13 protein-coding genes are annotated in these 15,245 nt (G+C 67.7%); 8 read left to right on the forward strand and 5 right to left on the reverse strand.

The features are described 5' to 3' along the window. The first annotated feature begins 396 nt into the window (after nt 1-396). Entirely contained in the window at nt 397-1,272 is an 876-nt protein-coding gene (locus tag LJE69_RS05140) for a DUF6279 family lipoprotein (RefSeq protein ID WP_296922162.1), read from the forward strand. 61 nt (nt 1,273-1,333) lie between these two features. Further along, nucleotides 1,334-1,579, forward strand: coding sequence for a hypothetical protein (locus LJE69_RS05145; protein ID WP_296922163.1), 246 nt, complete (start codon nt 1,334-1,336; stop codon nt 1,577-1,579). 86 nt (nt 1,580-1,665) lie between these two features. Here the strand turns inward: LJE69_RS05145 and LJE69_RS05150 are convergent, their stop codons facing one another. Then, nucleotides 1,666-2,712: a thioredoxin fold domain-containing protein gene (locus LJE69_RS05150; protein ID WP_296922165.1), complete on the reverse strand. Its 1,047-nt coding sequence runs from the start codon at nt 2,710-2,712 to the stop codon at nt 1,666-1,668. A 124-nt stretch (nt 2,713-2,836) separates the two neighbouring features. Next, nucleotides 2,837-3,394, reverse strand: a complete 558-nt coding sequence (gene nudE / locus LJE69_RS05155; RefSeq protein WP_296922167.1) for an ADP compounds hydrolase NudE — start codon at nt 3,392-3,394, stop codon at nt 2,837-2,839. A 112-nt stretch (nt 3,395-3,506) separates the two neighbouring features. On the opposite strand from nudE, the gene yrfG reads away from it, so the two are divergent. Then, entirely contained in the window at nt 3,507-4,196 is a 690-nt protein-coding gene (gene yrfG, locus LJE69_RS05160; protein WP_296922169.1) for a GMP/IMP nucleotidase, read from the forward strand. 34 nt (nt 4,197-4,230) lie between these two features. Here the strand turns inward: yrfG and LJE69_RS05165 are convergent, their stop codons facing one another. Further along, complete coding sequence (locus tag LJE69_RS05165; protein ID WP_296922171.1) at nt 4,231-5,688, reverse strand: DEAD/DEAH box helicase; 1,458 nt, start codon at nt 5,686-5,688, stop codon at nt 4,231-4,233. A 329-nt stretch (nt 5,689-6,017) separates the two neighbouring features. Here LJE69_RS05165 and trxA point away from each other — a divergent pair, with 329 nt between their 5' ends. From trxA to LJE69_RS05180, 3 genes are all read left to right on the forward strand, one after another. Beyond that, nucleotides 6,018-6,344: a thioredoxin TrxA gene (gene trxA / locus LJE69_RS05170; protein ID WP_296922173.1), complete on the forward strand. Its 327-nt coding sequence runs from the start codon at nt 6,018-6,020 to the stop codon at nt 6,342-6,344. Between the two features lie 319 nt (nt 6,345-6,663). Continuing rightward, on the forward strand, nt 6,664-7,920 hold the full coding sequence (gene rho / locus LJE69_RS05175; protein WP_296922175.1) for a transcription termination factor Rho: 1,257 nt from the start codon (nt 6,664-6,666) through the stop codon (nt 7,918-7,920). 43 nt (nt 7,921-7,963) lie between these two features. Then, nucleotides 7,964-9,274, forward strand: coding sequence for a paraquat-inducible protein A (locus tag LJE69_RS05180; protein WP_296922177.1), 1,311 nt, complete (start codon nt 7,964-7,966; stop codon nt 9,272-9,274). Between the two features lie 484 nt (nt 9,275-9,758). Here the strand turns inward: LJE69_RS05180 and LJE69_RS05185 are convergent, their stop codons facing one another. Beyond that, nucleotides 9,759-9,929: a hypothetical protein gene (locus LJE69_RS05185; protein WP_296922179.1), complete on the reverse strand. Its 171-nt coding sequence runs from the start codon at nt 9,927-9,929 to the stop codon at nt 9,759-9,761. A 191-nt stretch (nt 9,930-10,120) separates the two neighbouring features. Continuing rightward, entirely contained in the window at nt 10,121-10,396 is a 276-nt protein-coding gene (locus tag LJE69_RS05190) for a hemerythrin family protein (protein ID WP_296922181.1), read from the reverse strand. Nucleotides 10,397-10,719: 323 nt separating this feature from the next. Here LJE69_RS05190 and ppk2 point away from each other — a divergent pair, with 323 nt between their 5' ends. Further along, complete coding sequence (gene ppk2, locus LJE69_RS05195) at nt 10,720-11,640, forward strand: polyphosphate kinase 2 (protein ID WP_296922183.1); 921 nt, start codon at nt 10,720-10,722, stop codon at nt 11,638-11,640. A 368-nt stretch (nt 11,641-12,008) separates the two neighbouring features. Further along, nucleotides 12,009-15,245 (forward strand): DUF3683 domain-containing protein (locus LJE69_RS05200; RefSeq protein ID WP_296922185.1); only part of this gene is annotated, 3,237 nt, incomplete at its 3' end.

The raw sequence follows: 15,245 nt of genomic DNA on the forward strand, positions 1-15,245 counted from the left end.
TCGGGGCCAACATCCGCGGGGAGCGCTTTGTCGGCACAACACGGATCGTTCCCGGGCCAAGGCCAGTGCGGGCTGCTTCGCTGGGCAGCGGCGCCGCTGTGTCGTCCACGGAGAGTCTGCCGGACACCACCGCGGCCGCGCGCAGCCCGATCCGGGCCACGCGGCCGGCCCGGGGGCAGGGTGTCATCCTGCCGGCGAGGGTATCTGCTGCGTTGGTGGCGCGCGGCAACGGGGTGCGGTTGGGTTTCGACAATAGACCCTAACCGTCAGACATGGTCGGTCGGTCGGCTTCCGCCGCATACGGCTTGCCCCCGCCGTCCGTGGCGCATCACGTTGCTATATTGCGGTCTGCCATCCGCGCGCCGACCGCGCTCTCGAACGGGATTCACGCATACCATGACCTTGCCAATTCGAGGCCCGCTGCGGTTGCTCGCCTGGGCAGCCTTGGTGTTGCTCATCGCCGGCTGCTCGGGCATGCAGCTCGCGTACAACACCGCCGACTTCTTCATCGAGAACTACGCGGACGATTATCTGCGCCTGGACAACGCGCAGATCCAGCGCTGGGCGCCGACCCTCGAGGCCGCGCTCGCCAAGCACCGGCAGCAGGAGCTGCCCTACCTCGCGGCATTCTTCAACAGCGCCCAGAACGACGCCCGCAAGGGCTTCACGCGCGCCAATGTCGGCTGCCTGCTGAATCAGTTCGATGTCATCTACCGCCGCCACTTCAAGCTCGCTGCCGCCACCGCCGCGCCGCTGCTGGCCGATCTGGACAAGGGGCAGATCGACACCCTGGCGCGCAAGTTCCGTAAAGAGGCGCGCGAGGATGCCGAGGACGCCGAGACGCCCGCCAACGTGCGCGTGGAGAAGCGCGCCAAGCGCTACGCCAAGAGCCTGCAATGGTGGATCGGCGACCCCAGCGCTCGCCAGCACCGGATCGTGCGCGACGTGGTGGCGGAGCTGCCGGACAGCGCCGGCTGGTATCGCTACCGCGACCGCAAGCGCCGCGAGCTTATCGACCTGTTGCGCAGCGGTGCCTCCAGCGCCCGCATCGAGCGCTTTCTGACCGCCTGGCTGGTGGACTACACCGACATGCCACCGGACGTGAGCCGCGGTCGCCGTGAGCTGCGCCAGAGCATGACAGATCTGCTGGTGCGCCTGGACGATTCCCTCAGCGATGCACAGCGGCGCAAGCTCATCGATCGGCTCACCGGGCTACGCCGGGACTTCATGCGCTTGCAGCACAAGCCGCACATGGCGCCGGTCAGTTGCTGATTCACTCGCCGCAATCCCCAACTACACTTAGGTATGTAGGGGTCATTGGGAGGATGCGACCATGAAGTGTCTGCTCCATTCGATGCTGCCTGTGGCCGTCTTGCTCGCGTTGGCGGCGGTGCCGGCGGAGGATGCGAACGCCTACTGGGGCTGGGGGCCGGGCTACGGTGCCTGGCGCCATGCCTACGTCTATGATCCGGCGTATCGGTTTGCTTCGCCTGCGATGCGCGCCTACATCCGCGACCTTTATCTGCGGGGGCCGGAGTACGCGGCCTGGCGGCAACAGATCCGCTACGGCTGGTGGTAATCAGCGAGTCATCAAGTTGGGTATCGGCGCGCGAATCCCGGGGGCAACCGGCGAGGTTGCCCCCGGATTTTTTTTGCGCCGCGGGCTCAGAATGCGCGTGAGACCCGCCAGCGCTGGTAGTTGGGCTCGTCGAGATAGGCCTTGCTGCTGATGTAGTTGAGCACGTTGCGCAAGCGGTAGAAGCCCACCACCGAGTCCACCCGCAGCAGCTCTCGCCCGTGCTCGTCGAAGAACAGCAGCGACGGGGTGTAGAACAGCCCGAGCTCCGCGGCCCAGTCCTTCGCGGTGGTGCGCTCACCGCTCGGCGTGATGACGGGCGTGTCGGACCACATGTCCAGTTGCACGCTGTCGTACTCCTCGAACTGGCGCAGGATCTCCGCCTTGTCCAGCGCATCGCCATGCAGCACATCGCAGGCGTGGCAGTTGCCCTGCTCGAAAAACACCACCAGCGGGCGCTCGCTCGGTAGCCGCGAGCGGTTCAGGTTGTAGGGCGGCGGCTCGAAGAAGTCCTCTTCGTTCAGGTCGCCGGGCCCGAACACCATCCGGTTGTCGCCGCGGGCGAGGTAGTCGCGGAAGGACTCGTGCTTGTAGTGGTCGTCGGCCACATACTCCAGCGCGGCGCGGAACTGGTACGGCGGGTAGTAGCCGCGCAGGCGCAGCGCCTCGGCGCCGGTCTCGTCGTAGAACACCAGCGATGGCGTGAAGTTGGTCTGCTCGCGCAGCGCGAAGTCGCGCTCGGTGATGACCTTGCCGTCGAAATCGGTCACCTCGTCGATGCCCCAGATGTCGATGGGCGTGATGTCGAAGTGCGCGCGGGTGTACTGCTCGATGTCCGGCGCGCCGAAGTTCACCGCCATGAGCTGGTGGCAGTAGGCGCAGCGCCGCTGGCCGAAGTAGACCACCAGGTCCTTGCCCGCGGCCACGGCGGCGGCGTGGTCCGCCGGCAGGTCCAGGAAGGGCTCGTTGAACCACGCGGGATATTTCAGCGGCTCCTCGCGTGGGAAGTCGTTGAACTCGAGACCCGGCTCAACCTGGGTCGTGCCGGCGGCCGCGGCGCACACCGGCAGACCCAGCAGCAGCCAGGCGGCGAGCAGGAGCAGGCGTCCACGTCGGCGCTGTGGTGCATGGGTCATCGTTATCTTGCCTCAGGTGGTCAGGAAGCGGCCATGCCGGCCGATCGATTTGGTTCCTCGCTCCCGGAGCCTGTCTGATGCCTGGCTGCGGAACTTCCGAGGCCGCGCTCCCAGCGAGAGTTGCTCAGGGCGACGCGGCGCGCTCCGCGTCCAGGAACCGCTGCACCAGGAAGAGCGCGGCGACCGACCTGGCCTCGGTGAAGTCCGGCCGTGCCAGGAGTCCATCGGGGTCCGATAGCGGCCAGGGCACCACGCCGACGGGCTCCGGCTCGTCACCCGGCAGCGGGTCCGGATGCAGGCCGCGCGCCAGCACGATCTGGGTGGCGTGCTGGATGTAGCCCGGTACCACGCTGACCCGGCGCACGACACGAAGCTCCCGGGCGCCGAGGCCCAGCTCCTCGCGCAGTTCGCGGCACGCGGCGTCGAGCAGATCCTCGTCCGGGTCCACCACGCCCTTCGGAAAGCCGAGCTGGTAGTCGTCGCTGCCAGCGGCATATTCGCGCGCCAGCAGCAGGGTGCCGTCCTCGCGCAGCGGCACGATCATCACCGAGTCCCGGCCGCCGAGGATGCGCTCGTACGTGCGCCGCGCGCCGTTGGCGAACTCCAGGTCCACCGCCTCCACGCGGAAAATGCGCGACTGCGCCGCGAGCCGGCGGCCGAGGATGCGGGGGCGGTTGCTCATGCGGCACTGGTCCAAAGCTGCGGTCCAACGATGTGATGCAAGATTGTGATGCAAATGGAGGCGTCGGTTATCCTGAGCGGCATTTTGCCACCAGGCGAAACGCCGACGCACCATGACCCACGCCAACGACCCGGCGCCGCCCGCGTTCGACTGGGACGCCATCGACAGCGTCTTCCTGGACATGGACGGCACCTTGCTGGATCTGTATTTCGACAATCACTTCTGGTTGGAGCACGTGCCGAAGCGCTACGCCGAGAAGCTCGGCGTCAGCGTTGCGGAGGCCAGGGACGAGCTGCTGCCCAAGTATCGCCGCATCCAGGGCACGCTGGACTGGTACTGCGTGGACCACTGGAGCCGTGAGCTGGGCCTCGACATCGCGCTGCTCAAGTCCGAGGTGGAGCACCTGATCGCGGTGCACCCGTATGTGATCGAGTTCCTGGACGCGCTGGCCGCACGCGACAAGCGCCGCGTGCTGGTGACCAACGCGCACCAGAAGTCCATCGAGCTCAAGCTCCAGCGCACCCGCCTGGGCGGGCATCTCGAACGGGTCATTTGCGCCCACGATCTCAGGCTGGCCAAAGAATCGCCGGGCTTCTGGGAGCGGGTGGCCGCGGTCGAGCCGTTCGACCCGGCGCGCACCCTGTTCGTGGACGACAACCTGGACGTGCTGCGCGCGGCGCGCGACTACGGCTTCCGCTGGCTGCTGGCGGTGACCGCGCCGGACTCGCGCCAGCCGGTGCGGCAGGTGGCGGAGTTCCCGGCCGTGGCGCGCTTCAGCGCGCTGTTGCCGCAGCTCCGCTGAGTGTCTCGGAGGGGCTCGGCGCGGCCCGGCCTACTCAGCCCGCCGGTGCCGAGTCGGTCGCCGGCTTGCGCCGCCGCCGCCGGCGCTTCTTCTGCTTGTCGGGCGCGGCTTGCTCGGTCTGCTGCTCGGGGCGCGCACCCTCCGCGTTGGCGGCCGGCTGATCGTCGGATCGCCGCCCGCCGCCGGCGCCGCGCTTGCCGCGTCGGGTCTTGTCGTGATGACCGTGGGGCGAGCGGTCGTGGCCGAGCCTGTCGCGGCCGCCGGGACCACGCCCGTCGCGCGGCCGCCGCGGCGCCGGCACCCGGCTCTTCGGGTCCACGTCGGCGAGCACGTCCGCGGTGACCTCGCCGACTGGAATCTTCATGCCGATGTAGGCCTCGATGTCCGGCAGGCAGAAGGCATAGGTCTCGCAGACGAAGCTGATGGCATCCCCGGCCTCGCCGGCGCGGGCGGTGCGGCCGATGCGGTGCACGTAGTCCTCGGCGTCGTCCGGCAGATCGTAGTTGATGACGTGCGACACGCCCGGGATGTGCAGCCCGCGCGCGGCGACGTCGGTGGCGACCATGACCGGCAGCTCGCCGGACTTGAACTGCGCCAGCAGTTTCAAGCGCTTGCGCTGGGGCACATCGCCGGAGAGCATGGCCGTCTCGATGCCGTTGCCCTGCAGATAGCCCCAGACGCGCTCGCCCTCGCGCTTGGTGTTGACGAACACCATGATGCGCCCGCCCTCGATCTCGCGCACCAGGCCCAGCAGCAGCGGGATCTTCTCGTCGTTGGCCACCATGTAGCAGGTCTGCTGCACGCGCTCGGCGGTGACCTGCTCGGGGGCGATCTCCACCATCTGCGGGTCGTTCATGTGCTCGTAGGCGAGCTCCGTGACCCGGTAGGACAGGGTGGCGGAGAACAGCATGCCGAGCCGCTCCGCCGGGCTCGGCAGGCGGCGCAGCACGAAGCGGATGTCTTTGATGAAGCCGAGGTCGAACATCCGGTCCGCCTCGTCCAGCACCATCACCTGCACGGACTTGAAGTCGAACACGCGCTGCTTGTAGTAGTCGATGAGCCGCCCGGGCGTGCCGATGAGGATGTCAACGCCGGCGGCGAGCGCATCGCGCTGCTGCTGGTAGCCGGTGCCGCCGAAGACCAGCCCCAGCTTGAAGTCCGTGTGCGCGCCGAGCAACTCGGCATCCTTGTGGATCTGCACCGCCAGCTCCCGGGTGGGCGCCAGGATCACTACCCGCGGTTGTGGCGGGCCGTCTCGCGGCTCGAGGGGATGGGTCAGCAGGTGCTGCATCGCCGCCACCAAAAAGGCGGCCGTCTTGCCGGTGCCGGTCTGCGCCTGGCCGGCGACGTCCTGACCCGCCAGCGCGAGCGGCAGCGCCTGGGCCTGGATCGGCGTGCAATGGGTGAAGCCCGCATCGGCGAGACCTTGGAGGATGCGTCGGTCGAGGTCGAAACTGTCGAAACGGACGTCAGTGAGATGGGTCTGAGCCATGGAATCCTGCGGCGCTGCGGCCGTTGCCCCGGTTGGTTTGCGCGCGGCGCGGCCGAGTTTGGTCGCTGCGTCGCTGCCGGTCGGCGCCGGCGGGCCGGGAGGGGTTGCAAATCTTGAGATCTTTGGCTGAGAATGCATATTAACTCTTGGGGCGATAACAACGCCAATCCGCCCGCCCTCCCTCCTTAATGCAGGCAGCGAGTCGGCCCGGACAACCTGCGCCCGGATAACCTGCGAGTCGCGCGAGTGACCGGCGCGACGTGTTTCGCAGCAACGCAGATCCGCGCCACCTGCCGAAATCCTTACACCCGAGCGGAGACAGACGAGACGTGAGCGACCGCATCCTGCACGTGACGGATGACACCTTCGAGGAAGAGGTGCTGAACTCCACAGAACCCGTCCTCGTGGACTATTGGGCCAACTGGTGTGCCCCCTGCAAGATGATCTCGCCGCTACTCGAAGAGATCGCTGAGGAGTACGCGGGCAAGATCAAGATCGCCAAGCTGGACATCGACCAGAACCGCGCCGTCACCGAGCGCTTCAAGGTGCGCGGCATTCCGACGCTGATGCTGTTCAAGGGCGGTGAGCCGGAGGCCACGAAGGTCGGAGCGGTGTCCAAGTCGCAGTTGACGGTGTTCATCGACAGCAACCTCTGACACGCGGCGCCGACTGTCGTCCCAGCCAGCGTTCAGACCGTTGCCCACCTCGCGCGAGCGGGTGCGGCGATCAACAAAACCCCAAAACCCCAAGACCCCAGAACTCCGAAACCCCGGAACATCGCCCGGCCCTGCCCCGCGATTGGCTCCAGGACCCACACCGGGCCGCGCACCGGTCGCCGCGGCAGGAAAGCCAGACAATCCCCCGCCACCGCCGGCCCACCCGCAGCTCCGCGCTTCCATGCCGCGGCCACACGCAACCGGCGCGCCACCGCGGCGCCCACCAGCCGGCGGCCCCATCGCCATCACACACGACGCAATGAATCTCACAGAACTCAAGAAGATGCCGGTTCCACAACTGGTGGAGCTCGCCCAGTCCATGGAGATCGAGGGCATCGGCCGCTCGCGCAAGCAGGACCTGATCTTCGCCATCCTCAAGGCGCGCGCCAAGCGCGGTGAGGACATCTACGGCGACGGTGTGCTGGAAATCCTGTCCGACGGCTTTGGCTTCCTGCGCTCGGCGGACGCGTCGTACCTGGCGGGGCCGGACGATATCTACGTCTCGCCGAGCCAGATCCGTCGCTTCGCGTTGCGCACCGGCGACACCATCTCCGGAAAGATCCGTCCGCCCAAGGATGGCGAGCGCTATTTCGCGCTGCTCAAGGTCGGGGACATCAACTTCGACCGCCCGGAAGCCGCCAAGAACAAGATCCTGTTCGAGAACTTCACGCCGCTGTTCGCACAGCAGCGGCTCAAGCTCGAGATCGGCAATGGCAGCACCGAGGACCTGACGGCACGCATCATCGACCTGGTGGCGCCCATCGGCAAGGGCCAGCGCGGGCTCATCGTCTCGCCGCCGAAGGCCGGTAAGACGATGATGCTGCAGAACGTCGCCCAGTCCATCGCGCACAACTACCCGGACGTGTACCTCATCGTGCTGCTCATCGACGAGCGCCCTGAAGAGGTCACCGAGATGGCCCGCTCGGTGCGCGGCGAGGTGGTGTCCTCCACCTTCGACGAGCCCGCCACCCGCCACGTGCAGGTGGCCGAGATGGTCATCGAAAAGGCGAAGCGGCTGGTGGAGCACAACCGCGACGTCGTCATCCTGCTGGACAGCATCACCCGCCTGGCACGCGCCTACAACACCGTGGTGCCGTCCTCGGGCAAGGTGCTCACCGGCGGCGTGGACGCCAACGCCCTGCAGCGCCCGAAGCGCTTCTTCGGCGCCGCGCGCAACGTCGAGGAGGGCGGCTCGCTCACCATCATCGCCACCGCGCTGATCGACACCGGCTCGCGCATGGACGAGGTGATCTACGAGGAGTTCAAGGGCACCGGCAACATGGAGATCCACCTGGATCGGCGCATCGCCGAGAAGCGCATCTTCCCGTCCATCAATATCAACCGCTCCGGCACCCGCCGCGAAGAGCTGCTGATGGCACCGGCGGACCTGCAGAAGGTCTGGATCCTGCGCAAGATCCTGCACCCGATGGACGAACTGGCGGCGGTGGAATTCCTGCTGGATAAGCTCAAGCACACCAAGACCAACGGCGAGTTCTTCGACTCCATGAAGGGCTGAGCACGGCTGCCCGCTTGTCCGCTGCGCCAGGGAGGCCGCTGCCATGCAACCGCGCCTGAACCCCGGCCGCGCCCGCCTCGCCGCCGCGCTGTCGATCGGCGTGTTGCTGCTCTCCGCTACGCTGCTGGCGGCGCAGGCGATCCTGGACCTGCGCCGCGTCCAGAGCCTGGAGACCGACCTCGCCGAGCTGCACGATGTGCGCTACGGGTTGCTGAATGCCGAGGTCTGGGTCGACCGGCTCGCCGGGCTGCTGGCGAAGAAGATCGACACCTTCGAGCTCACCGACGAGAACCGCCCGGCGCTCAAGCGCAACATCGAGATCGCCCTGGATCGCATTTTGGTGGAGGTCGAGCGCTATCTGCGCCGGCGCAACGCCTCCGGCGACACCTTCTGGGAGCGCCTGACCGGCGCCTTCCGCCAGGGCGTGCAGGACTTCGTGGTGGACTTCAACGAGCTGCGCGCACGGGAACCGGCCTACGCCGACGCCATCCTGGAAGAATTCAACCGGCCGGACACCCGCGCCCAGCTCAAGGAACAGCTCTTGGCCGCGTTGCACTCCACCGCCGCGGCCACCTTCGCCGCCACCGACTTCAGCGCCTACGACGCCGTGCTCGCCCGCCACGGCTGCGCCGACGCCGCCGCCTGCGAGCCCGTGCTGCGTAGCCAGGCCGACGCGCTGGAGACGCGCGCGCGCAACTTCGCCATCGGCGTGCTGCTGGCGGTGGCCGGCATGTTCTTCGTCGCCTGGCGCGAGCGCCCGAACCTGAAGCCCGAGGTCATGGCCATGCTCACCGCCGGCACCCTGGTGGTGCTGGCGGGCGGCGTTCTGACGCCCATGATCGACGTCGAGGCGCGCATCGCCGAGCTGCGCTTCGTCGTCCTCGGCGAGACCATCGTCTTCACCGACCAGGTGCTCTACTTTCAGAGCAAGAGCATCCTCGACGTGGTGCGCGTCCTGGTGGACACCGGCGCCTGGGACATGGTCTTCGTCGCCGTCCTCATCACCCTGTTCAGCCTGGTCTTTCCCACCCTCAAGGTGCTGTCCGGCTTCCTCTACTATTTCGACTGGCGCGGCCTGCGGGCCAACACGCTCATATACTTCTTTGCGCTGCGTTCCGGCAAGTGGTCCATGGCCGACGTCCTCGTCGTCGCCATGCTCATGGCCTATGTGGGCTTCAGCGGACTCGTCGAGAGCCAGGTCGCCGCCATGGCCGGCAGCGGCCGCGGTGTGGACGTCATCACCACCAACGGCACCGAGCTCCGGCTCGGCTTCTACCTCTTCCTCGCCTTCGTGCTCGCGAGCCTCGTCCTCTCCGCCCTGCTGGAGGCGCGGACAGGCAAGCGGGTGAGCTGACCGGGAGCTGACCTGGGGGCGCCGAGTTCCACTCGGCCCGCGCGGCGAAAGCCGCGTTCATCCGGCGCGACCAACACGCCTGCGATCAGGCGTATCGCGATGCAGAGATCAAGTGGGAGAAAATCGCCAGCATAGAGTCCGAGGCCAGTGCCTGCCGCAGTCTTAGCGCGGCCGCCACGAGCTGCAACAATGCGCGAGCTGACCCCGTTGGGTTCGCTGACCCCGTTGGGTTCGTCGGGCTTCGCTTGCGCTCAGCCCGACCTACGGGCGCCCCGTAGGTCGGGCCGACGCCAGGAGGCCCGACGGCGCCGCAGCACGTCGGGCTTCAATCGTGCTCAGCCCGCCGAATATTTGCGCAGTCTCCTGTTGGCCGGAGCCCGGCGCAGTTGTCCTAGGGCCTTTGCATCGGCGTCTGGCTGAAGGACGCGCCGGGCCCTGCTGGAGGTGCCCGCCGCGTTCGGATGCGGGCGAGGCCGCGGGTGCCTCAGCCCTTGTTCGGCTTGGAGCTGCCAGCCGCCACCGATGCCTCGGCCTCGGCTTTCTTGCGCTGTTCCTCCTCGTAGCGCAGGCGGGCCTGGCGCTGGTTCCACCAGAAGTAGCCCAGGGCGCCGAAGATGGCGATGAATTCGAGGGTCTTGAAGGTCTTCATATCCATCCGTTGTTCCTCCGCGGGTTGGTTTCGAATGCTTGTGTCGTGTTGGTGGCGTGCGTGGCCGTTTCCACCGGTTGAGCGCCGCCAGGATGGCAGTCGCGCGGTGGTCTGGGCCAGGCGGGAGTCTACGCTGCCGGGATGTTGCCGACCAATTTGCGCAGATGGGGGCAGGTTGGCTGGCTAGCCCCAGTGGTTCAGGTCGCTGACCGGTTGCCGTCCAGGTTGCCGTCGAGGCCGCTGGGCGCCGGCGGCGCGGCCACCCGCACCGAGCCCTTGAGGCATGCGGCCAAGGCGCTGTCCATGGTCGCCGCGTGCAGATCGAACCACTGCGGGAGCTGCTCGACTACATAGGCCCGGGCGATCTGCGTCCTGCCGCCGGCCAACTGGGCGGCGAAGCGCTCCATATCGCCGAGGCCCCGGGCATGCTCGGAGCGGTGCTCGATGATCGCCGGGAAGCCGCATTGCTCCATCAGGCGTTCCTCGGCGGCGATGGTGGCACGCGACTGTACGCTGTCGCCTCACGCTCAGTGCGGCTGGCGCCGCGCGGGCCGACTGGAAGTCGGCGCCCCCAGGAGTCGGCGCCCTGGGAGTTTGCGCCCCGCGGGGGTAGCCGGGAAAGGCGGCGTTTCCAGGCAATCAAACCGTCATTTTGGGGTGGTTCCCGGGTGTTAGCATCGGCGCCAAGCTGGCGCGGTAGCTGGCGCAGTGGCGCGGCCCCGAAGCGTCTGGGGGGTGCCACTGTGCTGCGCGCCGCGGCGCCCGTCTGGACAACACCGCCCGGAGGTGATGCACGATGAGCGATGCTGATGCGAACCCGGACCTCGAGGACTGGCTGGAGGCGGAGCTCGAGGATGCGCTGGACGAGGACTACGAGCTGGAGATGTCGGAGCCGGCGCTGTCCATGGAGCTGCGCAAGATCTACAGGCGCAAGCGCCCGTCGGCCATCGGCCGCGCCGAGTATTTCCGCGGCCTGCTGACGCTGCAGGCGGAGCTGATCAAGCTGCAGGACTGGGTGGAAGCCAACGGCGAGAAGGTCCTGGTGATCTTCGAGGGGCGCGACTCCGCCGGCAAGGGTGGGGTCATCAAGCGCATTACGCAGCGGCTCAATCCGCGCGTCTGCCGGGTTGTCGCGCTCACCAAGCCGTCCGAGAAAGAGCGCACCCAGTGGTACTTCCAGCGCTATGTGCCGCACTTGCCCTCCGGCGGGGAGATCGTGCTGTTCGACCGCTCCTGGTACAACCGCTCTGGCGTGGAGCGCGTCATGGGCTTCGCGACGCCGGAGCAGGTGGAGCAGTTCTTCCAGGACGTGCCGGAGTTCGAGCGCATGCTGGTGCGCTCCGGCATCCGGCTCATCAAGTACTGGTTCTCCATCACCGACGAGGAGCAGCAGTTGCGCTTCCTGATGCGCATCCATGACCCGCTCAAACAGTGGAAGCTGAGCCCGATGGACCTGCAATCGCGAGTGCGCTGGGAGGACTATACCAAGGCCAAGGAGGAGACCTTCGCCCGCACCAACATCCCGGAGGCGCCCTGGTTCATCGTCGAGGGCAACGACAAGAAGCGTGCGCGGCTCAACTGTATCCACCATCTGCTGGACCAGATCCCGTACGAGGACGTTCCGCACGAGCCCATTACCCTGCCGGAGCGGGTGTTCAATCCGGACTATGACCGCTCGACCCTGCCGCGGGAGCTGTACGTGCCGAGCCGGTATTAGTACGCCGTTTCAGCCAATTTTGCAGGGCGCCACCCCGGATGGGCCGGAGCCGAGGAACCTGGTCGAAGTTTCTGGTCGTGGTCGTGGTCGAATACTCGACCACGACCACGAAATCGACCACGACCACGATAACCAAATCGACAACGACAACGACAGCAAAGTCAGGAGTGACGCCGCACAGGGAGACGCCGATGCGTCGGCGTTTCCCAAGGGCTGCGAGCGTCTCTCCCCCATGGTGTCGCCGCTCCCGGCGTGCACGGCCCCGGGGTAACCCGTAATTGCGTGCGGTCTTGAAGGGCCGGCCGCAACGCGCTTGGCTGCGCGCGTGCGGTAAAATTGCCGCATTGCAGCAAAGCACGAGCCACCTGATGTCCGCCCCCGCCGACCTACCTGGCCACGCCGCCAATCCCGCCGCTACCCTGCGGCAGACTGCCGCGCAATCGCCGCAGGCGGCCGCCGCCGGCGACGCCGAGGCTGCGCCCACCCACCGCCTGCGCGAGATCCCCTACAACTACACTTCCTTTTCGGATCGGGAGGTCGTCATCCGCTTTCTGGGCGAGGCCAACTGGCGGCTCATCGAAGCGCTGCGCGGCACCCGCCGCACCGGGCGCTCGGCGCGGATGCTGTTCGAGGTGCTGGGCGACATGTGGGTGGTGACCCGCAACCCGTATCTTCAGGACGACCTGCTGGCGGACGCCAAGCGGCGCGTCCTGCTCGTCCAAGCGCTGGAGCACCGGCTGGACCAGTTCGAGCAGCGGCTCAACGACAACCAACAGGCGGCCGAGCTGCTGGCAGCCGCCCGCGCCGCGGTGCAGCGCTTCGCTGCGCAGTTCGAGCAGGACAAGCGGCTGCGCCGGCTCATCACCAAGCGTCTGGCCGGCATCACCCGCGGAGACAACATCAACTTCGGCGGCCTCGCCCGGGTGGCGCATGCCACCGACGCCACGGACTGGCGCGTGGAGCTGCCCTTCGTCGTCATCACGCCGGACACCGAAGTAGAGGTCGCCCCCATCGTCGCCGCCTGCATCGACTGCGGGCTGCCCATCATCCCGCGCGGCGGTGGCACCGGCTACACTGGCTCCGCGGTGCCGCTGGACGCCCGCACCGCGGTCATCAACACCGAAAAGCTGGAGGCGCTGTCCGGCGTCGAGCGCATGGACCTGCCCGGCAGCGATGGCCGCGCGGGTCCGCGGAACGTGCCGACGGTGCGCGCCGGCGCCGGCGTGGTCACCCGCCGCGTCTCGGATCTCGCCGACGCCAAAGGCCTCGCCTTCGCGGTGGACCCGACCTCCCAGGATGCCTCCTGCATCGGCGGCAACGTGGCCATGAACGCCGGCGGCAAGAAAGCCGTGCTCTGGGGCACGGCGCTGGACAACCTGGTCTCCTGGCGCATGGTGACGCCGGACGCCGACTGGCTCGAGGTGGAGCGCCTGGACCACAACCTCGGCAAGATCCACGATGCCGAGACAGTGCGCTTTCGCATCTCACGCTATGCCGGAGACGGTATCACGCCCAAGGGGACACCGCGGCTGCTCACCCTGCCCGGCAGCGCCTTCCGCAAGCTGGGTCTCGGCAAGGACGTCACGGACAAGTTCCTGTCGGGTCTGCCCGGCGTGCAGAAGGAGGGCTGCGACGGACTGATTACCTCGGCGCGCTTCGTGCTGCATCGGATGCCGGCGCACGTGCGCACGGTGTGTCTGGAGTTCTTCGGCACCGACCTGGACCGCGCCGTGCCTGCCATCGTCGAGGTCAAGGGCTACGTGGACGACCACCCGGAGGTCCAGATCGCGGGCCTGGAGCACCTGGACGAGCGCTATGTGCGCGCCGTCAACTACTCCACCAAGGCCAACCGCCGCGAGCTCCCGAAGATGGTGCTCATCGCCGATCTGGTGTCGGACGACGCCGAGGCGGTGGACTTCGTCGCCGCCGAGGTGATCCGGCTCGCCAATGCCCGCGACGGCGAAGGCTTCATCGCCGTGAGCCCGGAGGCGCGGAAGCGCTTCTGGCTGGACCGCGCGCGCACCGCGGCCATCTCGCGGCATACCAACGCCTTTAAGATCAACGAGGACGTCGTCATCCCGCTCGACAAGCTCGCTGCTTACAGCCGCGGCATCGAGCGCATCAACGTCGAGCAGTCCATCCGCAACAAGGACACCATCATGGCCGCGGTACTGGATTACCTGGCGGGACCGCTGAACGAGGCCCGGCCCGCGGATACTTATGAATCCTCGGACGAGGCCCGGGCCATTCTCGACGCCAAGCGCGTCGCCGCCAGCCAGGTGGTCGATCAGGCCCGCAACCGCTGGCACAGCATCCTGGAGCTGCTGGACGAGCCCGCCATCGAGCACCTTGACCTGCTGCGCGAGCCCGAGCGCGCGCTGGTGCACGGCAAGGACACCCTGCTGGACCTGATGCTGCGCCGCGACCTGCGCCAGAGCTACCGCAAGGAGGTCGCGCGGCGCCTCGACGAGATCTTCGCCGGCCAGGACCTGGCCCCGGTGCGCGCGCGCCTCGCCGAGATCCACAAGCAGGCACGCGACTCGCGCCTGTTCGTCGCGCTGCACATGCACGCCGGCGACGGCAACGTGCACACCAACATCCCGGTGCATTCGGACAACTACGCGATGCTGAAGGAGGCCGACCGCATCGTGGACCAGGTGATGCACCTCGCCACCGGCCTCGGCGGCGTCATCTCCGGCGAGCACGGCATCGGGCTCACCAAGATCGGCTACCTGGAGCCCGAGAAGCTCGATGCCTTCGCCCGCTACAAGGCGGAGATCGACCCCAAGCAGCGCTTCAACCCCGGCAAGCTCGCCAAGGACTCCGGCCTCGACGGCGCCTACACCCCGTCGCTGCGCTTGGTGCAGCAGGAGGCCATCATCCTGGAGGAGACCGAGCTCGGCGCGCTGAACGACGACGTCAAGCACTGCCTGCGCTGTGGCAAGTGCAAGCCCAAGTGCATGACCCATGTACCGCGCGCCAATCTGCTCTACTCACCGCGCAACAAGATCCTGGGCACCGGCCTGATCATCGAGGCCTTCCTGTACGAGGAGCAGACCCGCCGCGGACTGTCCGCGCGTCACTTCGACGAGATGAACGACGTGGCGGACCACTGCACCATCTGCCACAAGTGCCTGAGCCCTTGCCCGGTGGACATCGATTTCGGCGATGTGACCATGCGCCTGCGCCGCATCCTCGTGCAGCGCGGCAAGAAGCGCACCAGCCCGGGTGCGTCAGCGGCACTGGGCTTTCTGAACACCCAGAACCCGCAGGCGATCCGAGTCCTGCGCAAGGGTCTGGCGGAATGGGGCTTCGCCGGCCTCAATCTCGCCCATGCCGCGGCCGCGCGGCTCAAGCTGACCGAGGGCACCAACCGCCGTCCCGGCGCCACCACCGGCAGGCCGAATCCGGTCGGCCAGGCCGTGCAGCTGGTCAGCCGCCCGATCCGCGTCGAGCTGCCGAAGCGCACCTTCCGCCAGGATCTCGGGCTGGAGGACAGGACCCGGGTGCCGATCCTGCGCGATGCGGCCAAGGTCAGCGACGATGCCGAGGCGGTGTTCTACTTTCCCGGCTGCGGCTCTGAGCGGTTGTTCTCCGACATCGGC

It is taken from the genome of Thiohalocapsa sp. (assembly GCF_022340605.1).
Lineage (GTDB): Bacteria > Pseudomonadota > Gammaproteobacteria > Chromatiales > Chromatiaceae > Thiohalocapsa.

Coding starts and splice junctions, on each gene's coding strand:
- LJE69_RS05140 (WP_296922162.1), top strand. CDS start 397: ATGACCTTGCCAATTCGAGGCCCGCTGCGGTTGCTCGCCTGGGCAGCC.
- LJE69_RS05145 (WP_296922163.1), top strand. CDS start 1,334: ATGAAGTGTCTGCTCCATTCGATGCTGCCTGTGGCCGTCTTGCTCGCG.
- LJE69_RS05150 (WP_296922165.1), bottom strand. CDS start 2,712: ATGACCCATGCACCACAGCGCCGACGTGGACGCCTGCTCCTGCTCGCC.
- nudE (WP_296922167.1), bottom strand. CDS start 3,394: ATGAGCAACCGCCCCCGCATCCTCGGCCGCCGGCTCGCGGCGCAGTCG.
- yrfG (WP_296922169.1), top strand. CDS start 3,507: ATGACCCACGCCAACGACCCGGCGCCGCCCGCGTTCGACTGGGACGCC.
- LJE69_RS05165 (WP_296922171.1), bottom strand. CDS start 5,688: ATGGCTCAGACCCATCTCACTGACGTCCGTTTCGACAGTTTCGACCTC.
- rho (WP_296922175.1), top strand. CDS start 6,664: ATGAATCTCACAGAACTCAAGAAGATGCCGGTTCCACAACTGGTGGAG.
- LJE69_RS05180 (WP_296922177.1), top strand. CDS start 7,964: ATGCAACCGCGCCTGAACCCCGGCCGCGCCCGCCTCGCCGCCGCGCTG.
- LJE69_RS05185 (WP_296922179.1), bottom strand. CDS start 9,929: ATGGATATGAAGACCTTCAAGACCCTCGAATTCATCGCCATCTTCGGC.
- LJE69_RS05190 (WP_296922181.1), bottom strand. CDS start 10,396: ATGGAGCAATGCGGCTTCCCGGCGATCATCGAGCACCGCTCCGAGCAT.
- ppk2 (WP_296922183.1), top strand. CDS start 10,720: ATGAGCGATGCTGATGCGAACCCGGACCTCGAGGACTGGCTGGAGGCG.